This is a genomic window from Thermomonas sp. (assembly GCF_047606765.1).
Classification (GTDB): domain Bacteria; phylum Pseudomonadota; class Gammaproteobacteria; order Xanthomonadales; family Xanthomonadaceae; genus Thermomonas.
This window is the reverse complement of record NZ_JASGED010000118.1, coordinates 1-13,502: the sequence shown is the minus strand read 5'-3', so window position 1 is coordinate 13,502 and position 13,502 is coordinate 1. Positions and strand designations below refer to the sequence as shown.

At 65.2% G+C, this 13,502-nt stretch carries 12 protein-coding genes and 2 pseudogenes; 5 read left to right on the top strand and 9 right to left on the bottom strand.

The features are described 5' to 3' along the window. From QM612_RS11140 to QM612_RS11115, 6 genes and pseudogenes are all read right to left on the bottom strand, one after another. Positions 1-678 (bottom strand): annotated as a pseudogene (locus tag QM612_RS11140) (NADH-quinone oxidoreductase subunit F); the annotation flags it as partial. Continuing rightward, the gene (gene nuoE, locus QM612_RS11135) at positions 678-1,205 is read right to left on the bottom strand and encodes an NADH-quinone oxidoreductase subunit NuoE (RefSeq protein WP_415253953.1); all 528 of its coding nucleotides are present in this window, start codon (positions 1,203-1,205) and stop codon (positions 678-680) included. The gene nuoE and the pseudogene QM612_RS11140, both read right to left, overlap by 1 nt. Continuing rightward, positions 1,202-2,497, bottom strand: coding sequence for an NADH-quinone oxidoreductase subunit D (locus QM612_RS11130; RefSeq protein ID WP_415253956.1), 1,296 nt, complete (start codon positions 2,495-2,497; stop codon positions 1,202-1,204). The genes nuoE and QM612_RS11130 overlap by 4 nt, the downstream gene beginning before the upstream one ends. 11 nt (positions 2,498-2,508) lie before the next feature. Further along, a complete protein-coding gene (locus QM612_RS11125; RefSeq protein ID WP_415253952.1) occupies positions 2,509-3,270 on the bottom strand; it encodes an NADH-quinone oxidoreductase subunit C in 762 nt (253 codons plus the stop codon). Continuing rightward, entirely contained in the window at positions 3,267-3,857 is a 591-nt protein-coding gene (locus QM612_RS11120; protein WP_415253951.1) for a NuoB/complex I 20 kDa subunit family protein, read from the bottom strand. The genes QM612_RS11125 and QM612_RS11120 overlap by 4 nt, the downstream gene beginning before the upstream one ends. Next, on the bottom strand, positions 3,854-4,210 hold the full coding sequence (locus QM612_RS11115) for an NADH-quinone oxidoreductase subunit A (protein ID WP_415253955.1): 357 nt from the start codon (positions 4,208-4,210) through the stop codon (positions 3,854-3,856). Before QM612_RS11115 ends, QM612_RS11120 begins: the two co-directional genes overlap by 4 nt. Positions 4,211-4,467: 257 nt before the next feature. On the opposite strand from QM612_RS11115, the gene QM612_RS11110 reads away from it, so the two are divergent. The 3 genes from QM612_RS11110 (at position 4,468) to QM612_RS11100 (ending at position 8,381) form a co-directional block, all read left to right on the top strand. Continuing rightward, positions 4,468-6,285 carry a DEAD/DEAH box helicase gene (locus tag QM612_RS11110; RefSeq protein ID WP_415253950.1) on the top strand — a complete coding sequence of 606 codons (1,818 nt, stop codon included), beginning with the start codon at positions 4,468-4,470 and terminating at the stop codon, positions 6,283-6,285. Between the two features lie 156 nt (positions 6,286-6,441). Continuing rightward, positions 6,442-7,197 carry a type 1 glutamine amidotransferase gene (locus QM612_RS11105; protein WP_415253949.1) on the top strand — a complete coding sequence of 252 codons (756 nt, stop codon included), beginning with the start codon at positions 6,442-6,444 and terminating at the stop codon, positions 7,195-7,197. 44 nt (positions 7,198-7,241) lie between these two features. Beyond that, positions 7,242-8,381 (top strand): NAD(P)/FAD-dependent oxidoreductase, encoded by a 1,140-nt coding sequence (locus QM612_RS11100; protein WP_415253954.1) that lies wholly within the window; start codon positions 7,242-7,244, stop codon positions 8,379-8,381. A gap of 101 nt (positions 8,382-8,482) precedes the next feature. Here QM612_RS11100 and QM612_RS11095 read toward each other — a convergent pair whose 3' ends face one another. Beyond that, positions 8,483-8,635: a hypothetical protein gene (locus tag QM612_RS11095; protein ID WP_415253948.1), complete on the bottom strand. Its 153-nt coding sequence runs from the start codon at positions 8,633-8,635 to the stop codon at positions 8,483-8,485. After that, positions 8,632-9,393 carry a sulfurtransferase gene (locus QM612_RS11090; protein ID WP_415253947.1) on the bottom strand — a complete coding sequence of 254 codons (762 nt, stop codon included), beginning with the start codon at positions 9,391-9,393 and terminating at the stop codon, positions 8,632-8,634. The genes QM612_RS11095 and QM612_RS11090 overlap by 4 nt, the downstream gene beginning before the upstream one ends. Before the next feature lie 40 nt (positions 9,394-9,433). On the opposite strand from QM612_RS11090, the gene QM612_RS11085 reads away from it, so the two are divergent. Next, complete coding sequence (locus QM612_RS11085; protein ID WP_415253946.1) at positions 9,434-10,678, top strand: TIGR03862 family flavoprotein; 1,245 nt, start codon at positions 9,434-9,436, stop codon at positions 10,676-10,678. Positions 10,679-10,741: 63 nt separating this feature from the next. Here the strand turns inward: QM612_RS11085 and QM612_RS11080 are convergent, their stop codons facing one another. Next, complete coding sequence (locus QM612_RS11080) at positions 10,742-12,463, bottom strand: M1 family metallopeptidase (protein ID WP_415253945.1); 1,722 nt, start codon at positions 12,461-12,463, stop codon at positions 10,742-10,744. A 224-nt stretch (positions 12,464-12,687) separates the two neighbouring features. On the opposite strand from QM612_RS11080, the pseudogene QM612_RS11075 reads away from it, so the two are divergent. Then, positions 12,688-13,502, top strand: a pseudogene (locus QM612_RS11075) (hypothetical protein); the annotation flags it as partial.

The window sequence follows — 13,502 nt, the reverse complement described above, 5'->3', positions numbered from 1 at the left end:
GATCGTGGTCGGCTTGCCGTACAGGCCGAAGTTGGCCGGGAACGGCGGCTTGTAGCGCGGCTGGCCCTTCTTGCCTTCCAGCGACTCCATCAGCGCGGTTTCCTCGCCGCAGATGTAGGCACCCGCGCCCAGCGCGTTGTAGATGTCGATGTCGATGCCGGAACCAAGGATGTCCTTGCCCAGCCAGCCGTGCTTGTAGGCTTCGGCCAGCGCTTCCTCGATGTGCTCGAACGGCTCGTGGTGGAACTCGCCGCGCATGTAGTTGTAGGCCACCTTGGTATTGGTGGCGTAGCAGGCGATGGCGAGGCCTTCCAGCACCGCATGCGGGTTGTAGCGCAGGATGTCGCGGTCCTTGGCGGTACCCGGCTCGGATTCGTCCGAGTTGCACAGGATGTACTTCTCGCCGTCGTGCTTCGGCATGAAGCTCCACTTCAGGCCGGTCGGGAAGCCCGCGCCACCGCGACCGCGCAGGCCCGACGCCTTCACCATCTCGATGATGTCGGCAGGCGGAATCTTCTCGGTCAGGATCTTGCGCAGCGCCTGATAGCCGCCGGTCTTGAGGTAGTTCTCGTACGACCACGGCTTGTCGAAGTGCAGCGTCACATAGACCGCCTGATGCTCCTTCGGTGCCGGGCCGACCGGGCCATAGCCCTCGGAATAGTGAGAGTGGCCTGCCATTACTTCAGCCCGTCCAGCAGCTCGTCCACCTTCGCGGCGTCGAGCTTCTCGTGGTAATGCCCGTTGATGACCACCACCGGCGCGCCGCAGCAGGCGGCCACGCATTCTTCTTCGCGCTTCAGGTAAACGCGACCATCGGCGGTGGATTCGCCCAGCCTGCAGCCCAGCTTTTTCTCGGCGTGCGCGACAAGGTCTTCCGCGCCGTTGAGCCAGCAGCTGATGTTGGTGCAGAAGGCGACGTTGTTGCGGCCCACTTTCTGCGTTTCGAACATCGAATAGAAAGTGGCGACCTCGTAGGCCCACACCGGCGGGATGTCCAGATACTTCGCCACGGCGGCGATGATCTCGTCGCTCAGCCAGCCGCCGTTCTGTTCCTGCGCGGCATGCAGGCCCTGCAACACGGCAGAGCGCTTGCGATCCGGCGGGAACTTGGTCAGCCAGTGGTCGATATGCGCGCGCGTTGCGTCCGACAGTGCCACCATCGGATCGACGTTGCGGCAGGCCTCGAAATTACCGGTCGCTCTCACCGATCCACCTCACCGAACACAATGTCGTAGGTACCAATCATCGCCACCACGTCGGCCAGCATGTGGCCCTTCACGATCTCGTCCATCGACGACAGATGGGCGAAGCCCGGCGCACGCAGGTGGACGCGGAACGGCTTGTTGGCACCGTCGCTGACCAGATAGCAGCCGAACTCGCCCTTCGGCGCTTCCACTGCGGCATAGGTCTCGCCGGCAGGCACGCAATAGCCTTCCGAGAACAGCTTGAAGTGGTGGATGAGGGCTTCCATGTCGTCCTTCATCGCTTCACGCGACGGCGGCGACACCTTGTAGTTGTCCAGCATCACCGGGCCGGGGTTGGCCTTCAGCCAGCGCACGCACTGCTGGATGATGCGGGTGGACTGGCGCATCTCGGCGATGCGCACCAGATAGCGGTCGTAGCAGTCACCGTTGACGCCCACCGGGATGTCGAAATCGACCTCGGCATACTTCGCATAGGGCTGCTTCTTGCGCAGGTCCCATGCGATGCCGGAACCACGCAGCATCGCGCCACTCATGCCCCATGCCTTGGCCTGTTCGGGACTGACCACGCCGATGCCGACGGTGCGCTGCTTCCAGATGCGGTTGTCGGTGAGCAGGGTTTCATACTCATCCACGCGCTTCGGGAAGTCCGCGCAGAAGTGCTCCAGATAGTCGAGCAGCGAACCTTCGCGCCATTCATTGAAGCGCTTGAGCTTCTGCCCCTTGCGCCACGGCGATTCCTTGTACTGCGGCATCCGTTCCGGCAGGTCGCGATAGACGCCGCCGGGGCGGTAATAGGCCGCGTGCATGCGCGCGCCGCTGACCGCCTCGTAGCAGTCCATCAGTTCTTCGCGTTCGCGGAAGGCGTACAGGAACACCGCCATCGCGCCAAGGTCGAGCGCATTGGAACCCACCCACATCAGGTGGTTCAGGATGCGGGTGACCTCGTCGAACAGGGTGCGGATCCACTGCGCGCGCTCGGGCGCTTCCACGCCCAGCAGCGTTTCGATGGCGCGCACGTAGGCGTGCTCGTTGCACATCATCGAGCAGTAGTCGAGGCGATCCATGTAGCCGATCGACTGGTTGAACGGCTTGGATTCGGCCAGCTTCTCGGTGCCACGGTGCAGCAGGCCAACGTGCGGGTCGGCGCGGCGCACGACTTCGCCGTCCATTTCGAGGATCAGGCGCAGCACGCCGTGCGCGGCGGGATGCTGCGGGCCGAAGTTCAGCGTGTAGTTGCGGATTTCCTGCTGCGCTTCCGCCGGGCTGCTGGCGAAGGCATCGCTGGTGGGCATGGCATGCGCGCTCATCGGCGGGCCTCCCGCTCAAGGATCTTGTTGCCGCGTTCGGCCTGCGCGGTGGCGAAGCGGGCGTCGTCGCGAATCACGCGCGGCACGCCAACGCGCGGCTCGACCGATGTGACGGGTTCATACACCACGCGCTTCTTCTGCTCGTCGTAACGCACTTCCACGTTGCCGATCAGCGGGAAATCCTTGCGGAACGGATGACCGACGAAACCGTAGTCGGTGAGGATGCGGCGCAGATCCGGATGACCGTCGAAGATGATGCCGTACAGGTCGAAGGCTTCGCGCTCGAACCAGTTGGCTCCCGGCCAGATGCCGGTGACGGACGCCACCACCGGCAGGCTGTTGTCGGGCGCGAAGCAGCGCACGCGCAGGCGCAGGTTGCGGGCAATCGACAGCAGGTGCAGGACGGACGCATAACGGCGGCCCGGCAGTTCATCGGGCGCAATCGAGGTCGACGCGGCGACTTGATGGCTGGGCTGCTCGCCCCACTTGAAACGACCCGGCCCCTTGCCTTCCACGCCACGGCTGAAGCCTTCGGCGGAAACGCCGTCGGTATCCCATTCGTCGTTGCCGAAACTCAGGTAGTCGATGCCGCACAGGTCGATGAAGGTGTCGAAGCCGAACACATCGCGCAGTTCCGTGCAGACGGCCGCGTAATCGGCAGCAGGCACTTCCAGCGTGACCTCGCCGCGCGGCTGCGCAACGTGGACGGCCTGCTCGCCGAAGCGGCCGATCAGCTCATTGACGAGCGTCGTGCTCATGCGCGCGCGCCCTCCGGCTTCGGCGTCCGCGAGAACGGGTTCTGTTCCATCCGGCGGATTTTCTTCTGCAGTTGCAGGATGCCGTACACCAGCGCTTCGGCAGTCGGCGGACAGCCCGGCACGTACACGTCCACCGGCACCACGCGGTCACAGCCGCGCACGACGGAATACGAATAGTGGTAGTAGCCGCCGCCGTTGGCGCAGCTGCCCATCGAGATCACCCACTTCGGGTCAGGCATCTGGTCATAGACCTTGCGCAGCGCCGGGGCCATCTTGTTGCACAGGGTGCCGGCCACGATCATCACGTCGGACTGGCGAGGCGACGGGCGGAACACCACGCCGTAGCGGTCAAGATCCAGGCGCGCTGCACCGGCATGCATCATTTCCACCGCGCAGCAGGCAAGGCCAAAGGTCATCGGCCACATCGAGCCGGTGCGCGCCCAGTTCCACAGCGCATCCATGCTGGTGGTGACGAAACCGTTCTGCAGCAGCGGATTGTCGCCTTCCGGGCGCAGGATGTCGTCCAGCCGCCCTTCGGGCAGCGGATTGCTGGCGGCTTCCAAAACCTTCTGGACGATGTTGCTCATTCCCACTCCAGCGCGCCGCGCTTCCAGACGTACACGAAGCCGAGGAACAGCATGCCCACGAACAGGCCCATGGTGACCAGCCCGCGCGGGCCAAGCTCCTGGAAGACCAGGGTCCAAGGCACGATGAAGATGATTTCCAGATCGAAAATGATGAACTGGATGGCGATCAGGTAATAACGCACGTCGAACGGCATGCGCGCGTTTTCGAACGCGCCGAAGCCGCACTCGTAGGGCGCGAGCTTGTCGAAGTCGGGCCGCTTCGGGCCAAGCACGTTGCCCACGATGATCAGCGCAATGCCGATGCCGGTGGCAACGATCAGGAACAGCAGGGTGGGCAGGTATTCGGCCAGCACGCGTGCCTCGGTGGTTGTTCTGGGGCTTGCCGGCACGAGGCCGCTCGCTATATCCGCATTATTGTAGCCGCGCATGCACACGCACGGCCATACCTGCGGCCATGCATCCGGGTGAAATCGTCGGCATTACGTCTTTGGTCTAATGCAGCGCAAAGGCGAGAATCGTTCGCATCCAGATGCACGTGGAGCGCTTGCTCGGCAGACGGCGCGTACACTGTGCGCTTTCCACCTGTTCGGCGACAACGCCGCGAGGCCGCATGAGCGCCGATACCACACCCATCCTGTTTTCCGACCTTGGCCTGCCCGAGACCCTGCTAACCGCGCTGCGCGAGGTTGGCTACGAGACGCCCAGCCCCATCCAGGCCGCCACCATCCCGCCACTGCTGGCGGGCCGCGACGTGCTGGGACAGGCGCAGACCGGCACCGGCAAGACCGCCGCGTTCGCCCTGCCCGCGCTGGCACGGCTGGATGCCGCGCCCGGCAAGCCGCAGGTGCTGGTGCTGGCCCCCACCCGCGAGCTTGCGATCCAGGTGGCCGAGGCTTTCCAGAAATACGCCCACCACATCCCCGGCTTCCACGTGCTGCCGATCTACGGCGGTCAGGGCTACGGCCCGCAGTTGCATGCACTGAAGCGCGGCGTGCATGTTGTGGTCGGCACGCCGGGCCGCGTCATCGACCATCTGGAACGCGGTTCACTCGACCTGTCGCAGCTGCGGCTGCTGGTGCTGGACGAAGCCGACGAGATGCTGCGGATGGGCTTCATCGATGATGTCGAAGCCGTCCTCAAGAAGACCCCGGACACGCGGCAGGTGGCGCTGTTCTCGGCCACGATGCCGGTGCAGATCAAGCGCATCGCCCAGACCTACCTGAAAGACCCGGTCGAAGTCGCGATCAAGGCGCAGACCACCACCGCCGAGAACATCCGCCAGCGCTACTGGATGGTCAGCGGCGTCAACAAGCTGGACGCGCTGACCCGGATCATGGAAGCCGAACCCTTCGACGCCATGATCGTGTTCGCCCGCACCAAGCTGGGCACCGAGGAACTGGCGGAGAAGCTGGCTGCGCGCGGTTTCAGCGCGGCGGCGATCAACGGCGACGTGGAGCAGAAGACCCGCGAACGCACCATCCAGAAGCTCAAGGACGGCCAACTTGATGTGCTGGTGGCCACCGACGTGGCCGCGCGCGGGCTGGACGTGGAGCGGATCAGCCACGTGCTGAACTACGACATTCCCTACGACACCGAAAGCTACGTACACCGCATTGGCCGCACCGGCCGCGCCGGTCGCAAGGGCGAGGCGGTGCTGTTCGTGGCCCCGCGCGAGCGCGGCATGCTGGGCGCGATCGAGCGCGCGACGCGGCAGAAGATCGAGCAGATGAACCTGCCCAGCGTCGATGTGGTCAACGAGCAGCGGGTCGCCAAGTTCATGGGCCGGATCGAAGGCGCGCTTGCCAGCAAGGAACTCGCCGTGTTCCGTGACCTGGTGGAACGCTACGAACGCGAGAAGAACGTGCCGGCGGTGGAGATCGCCGCCGCGCTGGCACAACTGGTGCAGGGCAAGACGCCGCTGCTGCTGCCGCAACCGGTGAGGCCGGAAAAGGCCTTTGAAGTGCGTCCAGACCGTCATTCCGGCGAAAGCCGGAATCCAGCTTCTGGATCTGACAGGAAAAACATAAAGCTGGATTCCGGCTTTCGCCGGAATGACGAGCAAAAACACGATGCACCGCAGGTCGCGATGCAGACCTTCCGCATCGAAGTCGGCTACCAGCATGGCGCACAGCCGGGCAACATCGTCGGCGCGATCGCCAACGAGGCCGACCTCGAAGCCCGCTACATCGGTCGCATCGACATCCGCGAGGACTACACGCTGGTCGATCTGCCCGAAGGCATGCCGCCGGAACTGCTGCAGCACATGCAGGGCGTGCGCGTGGCAAGCCGCCCGCTGCGCATGCGTCCGGCGGAGGATGCCGATATCGACGCTCCCAAGCGCAAGCGCAGCTTCGGCCCGCCGCGTGGCGGCAAGCCCGGCCCCGGTGGCCCGCGCAAGCCGGGTGGGTTCAAGCCGCGCAGTCCTTGATCCGCCACGCCATCGAACCGTAGATGCGGAGCTTGCTCCGCATGGCCCTCTGCCGAGCAAGCTCGGCAGCTACGGAAAACGGGAGTTGCTGCACCCGCATATCCGCATGGCAACCGGCGATGGCCTGATGCCCGCCGCCTTTGGCATAGTTTTCCCATGTCCCGCATCCTCGTCTTCCAGCACGTTGCCGCCGAGCCGCTTGGCACGCTCGATCCGCTGATCCGGCGGCGCGGGCATCGCATCCGCTTCGTCAATTTCGAACGCGACCCGGACGCGCAGCCCGATGTGGATCGCTACAAGGGGCTGGTGGTGCTGGGCGGGCCGATGAACGTGGAAGACCAGTCGCATCGCGCGCACCTGCGCACGGAACTGGCCGCCATCGAACGCATGCTGGAACTGGGTCGCCCGGTGCTGGGCATCTGCCTTGGCTCGCAATTGCTGGCACACGTATTGGGCGCGCCGGTGCAGCGCCATCACACGCCGGAAATCGGCTGGTACCCCGTGCATGCCACCGATGCCGGCAAGGCCGACCCGGTGCTGTCGCCGCTGGGCGCATCCACGCCGGTGTTCCAGTGGCACGGCCAGCATTTCCAGATTCCCGCTACCGCCACCCAGCTGATGACCGGCGATGTCTGCGAGCAGCAGGCGTTCCGCTGGGGCGACAACGCCTATGGCTTCCAGTTCCATCTGGAAATGGATCAGCCGCTGATCGAACGCTGGCTTGCCAACCCGGCCTATCGCGCCGAACTGGAACAGCTTGCCGGCAGCCACGACGAAGCCACGATCCGCGCCGATACCGAACGCCACATCCAAGGCATGCAGGAACGCGCGGACGCCGTGTTCAACAACTTCCTCGACCTCGTGGGCCGTCCACAACGGCGCATCACCCTGCCCTCGCGCGAGTGGGTGTGAACCGCGCCGATGCGCTGGTCATCGGTGCCGGTGCCGCCGGGCTGATGTGTGCGATTGCCGCAGGTAAGCGCGGGCTGCGCGTGATCGTCATCGACCATGCCAACAAGGTCGGCAAGAAAATCCTGATGTCCGGCGGCGGGCGCTGCAATTTCACCAATACCGGCACCACGCCGGCCAACTACATTTCCGCCAATCCGCATTTCTGCAAATCGGCGCTGGCGCGCTACACGCCCTGGCATTTCATCGAACTGGTGGAGCGGCACGGCATCGCCTGGCACGAGAAGGAACTCGGGCAGTTGTTCTGCGATCAATCGTCGAAGCAGATCGTGGCGATGCTGCTGGCCGAATGCGAAGCCGCCTGCGTCGAAATCCGTACCCACTGCGCCATCGAACGGGTCGAACACGCGGATGATGGCAGCTTCATTCTGCGCACATCGCAAGGCACGTTCACCGCGCCATCGCTGGTCATCGCCAGCGGCGGGTTGTCGATTCCCAGCATGGGCGCAAGCGGCTTTGGCTATCAGCTTGCGCGCCAGTTCGGGCATGACGTCTTGCCAACCCGCGCGGGCCTTGTGCCGCTCACGCTGTCCGGCACGCACGCCGAACGCCTGCATGATCTGGCGGGCGTCTCGCTGCCGGTGGAAGCGCGCAACAACGGCGCGATCTTTCGCAATTTCATGCTCATCACCCATCGCGGCATCAGCGGCCCGGCGATCCTGCAAATCAGTTCGTACTGGCAGCCGGGCGAGGAACTGCAGCTCGACCTGCTGCCCGGCATCGACACCGCTGCGCAACTCGACGAATGGCAACACGCGCGCCGCGATGCCGAACTGAAAACGCTGCTGGGCGAGGTCATGCCCAAGCGCTTCGCCCAACGCCTGTGCGAGCACTGGATCACCAGCAAACCGATGCGCCAGTACAACGCGCCTGAACTGCGCGCCATCACCGAGTTACTCAATAACTGGCCGCTGATCGCCAGCGGCACCGAAGGCTATCGCACGGCGGAAGTGACGCTGGGCGGCGTGGATACCGACGGGCTTTCTTCAACCACGATGATGTCCAAACACGTCCCCGGCCTGTATTTCATCGGCGAAGTGGTGGATGTGACCGGCTGGCTGGGCGGCTACAACTTCCAGTGGGCATGGGCCAGCGGGCATGCGGCGGGGATGGCGTTGTTGTCTTGACCGCCGTCATTCCGGCGAAAGCCGGAATCCAGTTTTTCAACAAGGGGCCCAAGTGCTGGATTCCGGCTTTCGCCGGAATGACGAAAACCCGAAACAAGCGCTCAAAAGAACTGCGGCCACCCCATATGCGGCGCAAGCAGCCAGTACACGCCGACCAGCGCCACGCCCCAGAACACCAGCTTCAGCAGCGCGCCTGCGACCTTGAGCGCCACCCACACGCCAATCACGATCAGGACGATGGCGACCCAGCTCATGCGCGCACCTCCGCCGAAGCACCATCCACCAGCGGCTTGAGCTGCGCATCCAGCGCAACACGCTCGTCGAACACGAAGCAGCGCCCGTCATAACCCGCACCGCCCACCTGCTCGAAATAGCCAAGGATGCCGCCATCCAGTTGCAGCAGGTTGTGCATGCCATCGTGGCGCAACCACAGCGCGGCCTTTTCGCAGCGGATGCCACCGGTGCAGAAACTGACCACGGTGGCGTCGCGCAGGGCTTCGCGATGCGGTGCAAGCGCGGCAGGCAGGTCGGTGAAATTGTCGATGGGCAAGGTCAACGCATCCTTGAAGGTGCCGAAGCCGAACTCCTCGCGGTTGCGCGTGTCCAGCAACACCACGCGCTTGCCGGCATCGTCATGCCCCTGTGCCAGCCAGCGCGCCAGTGTTGGCGGATCGACTGCTGGGGCGCGTTCGCCGGTGTCCAGCGGCGACGCCTGCTCACGGCGGAAGGCGATGATTTCGGCCTTGCGCTTCACTTTCAGCTTTGCGAATGGCACCACGTCGCTCCAGCTTTCCTTCGCATGCAGCGCGGCAAAGCGCGGATCGGCGCGCAGCCAGTCCAGGAAGCCGCGCAGCGTGTCGGCATCACCGGCGAGGAACAGATTGATGCCCTCCGGCGCGACCAGCACGGTGCCGCGCAGGTCGCAGACGCAGGCGCGCTCGCGCAGGCGCGTGGTGAGGGCATCGACATCATCGATGGCCACGAACAGGTAGGCGGCGATATTCAGGATCATGCGGCCATTTTACGGCCCTTACGCATGGGATCATGCACGGATGTCGATTTCGTCCACCAAACCGCCGCGTCTTGCCGTGATCGGCGGTGGCCCCGCTGGCCTGATGGCGGCAGAAGTCGCGCGTGCTGGCGGCATCGACGTACACCTGTTCGAGGCCAAGGGTTCGGTGGGCCGCAAGTTCCTGATCGCCGGCAAGGGCGGGCTCAACCTCACCCATTCCGAGCCGCGTCCAGCCTTTGATGCGCGCTACCGCGAACGTGCGGCGCAGGTCGGACGCTGGCTGGACGGGTTCGATGCCGATGCCCTGCGCGAATGGGCGCGCGGTTTCGGTATCGACACTTACGTTGGAAGCTCAGGGCGCGTGTTTCCTCAGGATCGCAAGGCCGCGCCACTGCTGCGCGGCTGGGTACGTCGGCTGAAGGAAAGCGGCGTGCAGTTCCACGTCCACCACCGCTGGACAGGTTGGGACGATGCCGGCGCGCTGCGCTTTACCACGCCGGATGGCGAAGTGCTGTTCGATGCCGATGCCACGGTGCTGGCGCTGGGCGGCGGCAGTTGGCCGCAGCTGGGTTCCGATGGCGCGTGGACGCAGATGCTGGCCGCGCGCGGCATCGACATTGCGCCGCTGCAACCGGCCAATTGCGGCTTCGACATCGGCTGGAGCGAACACCTGGCATCGAAGCATGCCGGCGCGCCGCTGAAGCCGGTGATCGCCTATTGGCGGGACGCTGCCAACATCGAACACGCCCTGCAAGGCGAATGCGTGCTGACCGAAACCGGCATCGAAGGCAGCCTGATCTATGCCATCACCGCTGACCTGCGCGAGACCATCGCCCGCGATGGCGAAGCCCTGCTGCATCTGGATCTTGCGCCGGGCCGCACGCTTGCACGCCTGCAAGCCGAGCTTGCCAAACCGCGCAATGGCCGCAGCCTGGGCGAACACCTGCGCCGGCAGGCCGGGCTGGATTGCGCGAAGGCCGCGTTGGTATTTGAAGTTTTGGACAAGACTGCGCTGCAGGACATGCAGCGCGTGGCAGCGACGATCAAGCGCCTGCCGCTGCGCCTGCTGCGCCCGCGCCCGATGGCGGAAACCATCTCCACCGCAGGTGGGGTGCGACTGGAAGCGCTGGACGATGCGCTGATGCTGCGCGAGTTGCCGGGCGTGTTCGCGGCAGGCGAAATGCTGGACTGGGAAGCGCCGACCGGCGGCTATCTGCTCACCGCCTGCTTCGCCAGCGGCCTGCGCGCCGGCGAAGGCGCAACGCGCTGGCTGCAGTCGCGGTAGGGTGGGCCTTGGCCCACCATTGATGGGCAACGCACAGGCTCAAGCGGTGGGGCAAGCCCCACCCTATTGTCCGGGCCGCGTGCCAGTGTCCTTGCCTGCGGCCGCGCGCTCCTGCTTGTCCTTCTGGAAGGCCTCGATCTGCGGCAGGTCACGCAGCAGCTTGGAATGCGGATCAAGCGTGTAGCTCACGCCATCCGACACTTCGATACGGCCCTGCCCGCCCGTCATCGGCACATCCACCACTTTGTCGCCAACGCGCACCTGCACCGACATCGGGAAGGGTTTGTCGCCCTCGGTTTTCCAGCGCAACCGCAGCGTTCCGCCTTCGTGCGTCGCCAGCAGTTGCGGCAACTTCGCAGAACGCAGGTACACATCGAAGAACCAGCGGTAATCGCCGCCGGTGTTGCGGTTCACGGCGTCGATGAAGTCCTGCGTGGTGCCATAACGCGGCTTGAAATTGCCGGGCGCCGGATCGGGCCGGCCATAGACCAGCTCGCGGGTGGCCGCGAAGAAGGCGGCATCGCCAATCAAGCCGCGCAGCGTGTGCAGAATCCACGACCCCTTGTAATAGATGTCCAGCCCCGGCCCGCGCTTGCCGTCATAGACTTCCTTTTCCGACTTGGCGCTGCCGGAAACGATCGGGTACTTGTTCGCCAGCGTCACCCGCTGCTTCATCAGCCCCGCGAAATACTCCATGTCACCGCGCAGCCATTGCAGGTACAGCGGCTGCATGTAGGTGCCGAAGCCCTCGTGCAGCCACATGTCGTCCCAACCCTTGTTGGTCAGTTGGTTGCCAAACCATTCGTGGGCGAACTCGTGCTGCAGCAGCCAGTCGTAGCCGTTCTCGTCCTTGCGGTAGTCATTGCCGTAGGCATTGATGGTCTGGTGCTCCATGCCCAGATGCGGCGTTTCCACCACGCCCATCTTCTCGTCGGCGAACGGATACGGGCCGACCGTTTCCTCGAAGAAGGCCAGCATCGGCGTGAACTCGGCGAACAGGGCCTCGGCCTTGGCGCGGTTGCCCTTCAGATGCCAGTAGCGCAGCGGGATCACGTTGCCGTGGCGCGATCTGTATTCGCCTTCCAGCACTTCATACGGGCCGATGTTGAGGGCGATGGCATAGGTGTTCGGCGATTTCGCACGCCAGTGATACGTGCGCCAGCCGTCACGCTCGTCCATGCCTTCGGCGATGCCGTTGCCGGCGGCCACCAGTGGACTCGGCACGGTGATGTGCTGCACCACTTCCAGCGGTTCGGCCAGCGGATGATCGATGCAGGGCCAGAACAGATCGCAACCCTCGCCCTGCACTGCGCTTGCGATCCACGGCTCGCCGGTGGGCGCGGTGGCCCAGACGAAGCCGCCATCCCACGGCGCGCGCTTGGCCACGTGCGGCTGGCCGGCATAGCGGATGCGCAAGCGGGTTTGCGCGCCCGCCGCCAGCGGCTGCGGCAGCTCCACGCGCATGCGGCCTTCCGGGTTTTGCCAGCGCGCGGGCTTGTCATCCACCTCGACCAGATCGACCGTGTAATTGCGATCCAGATCCACCACCAGCATCGACAGTGGCTTGTCGATGCGGAAGGTCAGCACGGCATCACCCGCCAGATGCTTGCGCGCCGGATCCACCTTGAACGACAGCTCGGCGCGCTCGAAGGTCACCGCCTCCTGCTCCGGCGCGCGTGGCAGGCCGGTGGCTTCGGTGGTTGCAGTCAATGCCGGCTGCGTGGCGTGGGCAGTGAACACGGGCAGGCAAAGCGCGCTTGCAAGCAGGCAATGGCGAAGACGCATCGGATATCCCCTCGGATGGATGCGTCACTTTCGCACGTCGCCCGGCGATGCGGGCCTGTCGTTGGTCACGCCCGGCAGGAACGCTTCGGCATCGCGAATCTGAATAGCAGCTTTCACGTTTCCTGCACGTCGGCCCGGGGGCCGGAAATGTAAGCACCGATTCATCCGCCGAACCGCTAACTGCGCGCAACGGTGCGAAGGGGTCGCGCCGGCTGGAGGACAACATGAACCGCGTTACCACCACCAACCGCCTTGCCACCACCCTGCTGGGCCTTCTGTTTGGCCTTGGCGCCATCACGCCAGCCTTTGCCCAGCAGCGGGACGACGACAACGACCGCGACGACCGCAAGCCGCGCAAGGAACAGCGCGCCGACAACCCGCGCCAGCAACGCCAGCGCGAGGTGCCGGTGCAGGCACCCGAGCAACAGCAGCGCGAGGCAGTGCGCCAGCGTGCGCAGCAGCAGGATGAGCGCCGTGCCGTGGAAGGCCAGCGCAGGGTCGAAGCGCAGCGCAGCCGCATTGCCGAGCAGGGCCGGGTCGAGGAACTGCGCCGCCAGCAGGCGCAGCGGCAGATCGACACCCAGCGTGCCGAGCGTGAGCGCACGCAGCAGCAGCGCGGGATCGCCGAGCAGCGTAACGATCGCCGCGACTGGCGTGACGACCGCAACGACGACCGTCGCAACACCGTGAGCGAACAGCGGCAGCGCATCATCGCCGAGCAGCGTGCGCGCGATCAGCGCGATGACCGCCGCAACGACCAACGCAACAACAACGAGTGGCGGCAGCGCCAGATCGCCGAGCAGCGCAACCGCGCCAACGAATGGCAACGCACCGAAGCCGCGCGCCGCCACCAGATCGAGCAGCGCAACCGCGAACTGGAGCGCATGCGCCGCAACGCGCAGTACCGCTACCAGCAGGACTACTACCGCCGCTGGCTGGCGCAGCAATCGCGCTGTAATAGTCGTAACGGCTCGCGTTCCAGCGCGATTGCTGCGCCAGCCAGCGGCGGTAGTAGTCCTGCTGGTAGCGGTACTGCGCG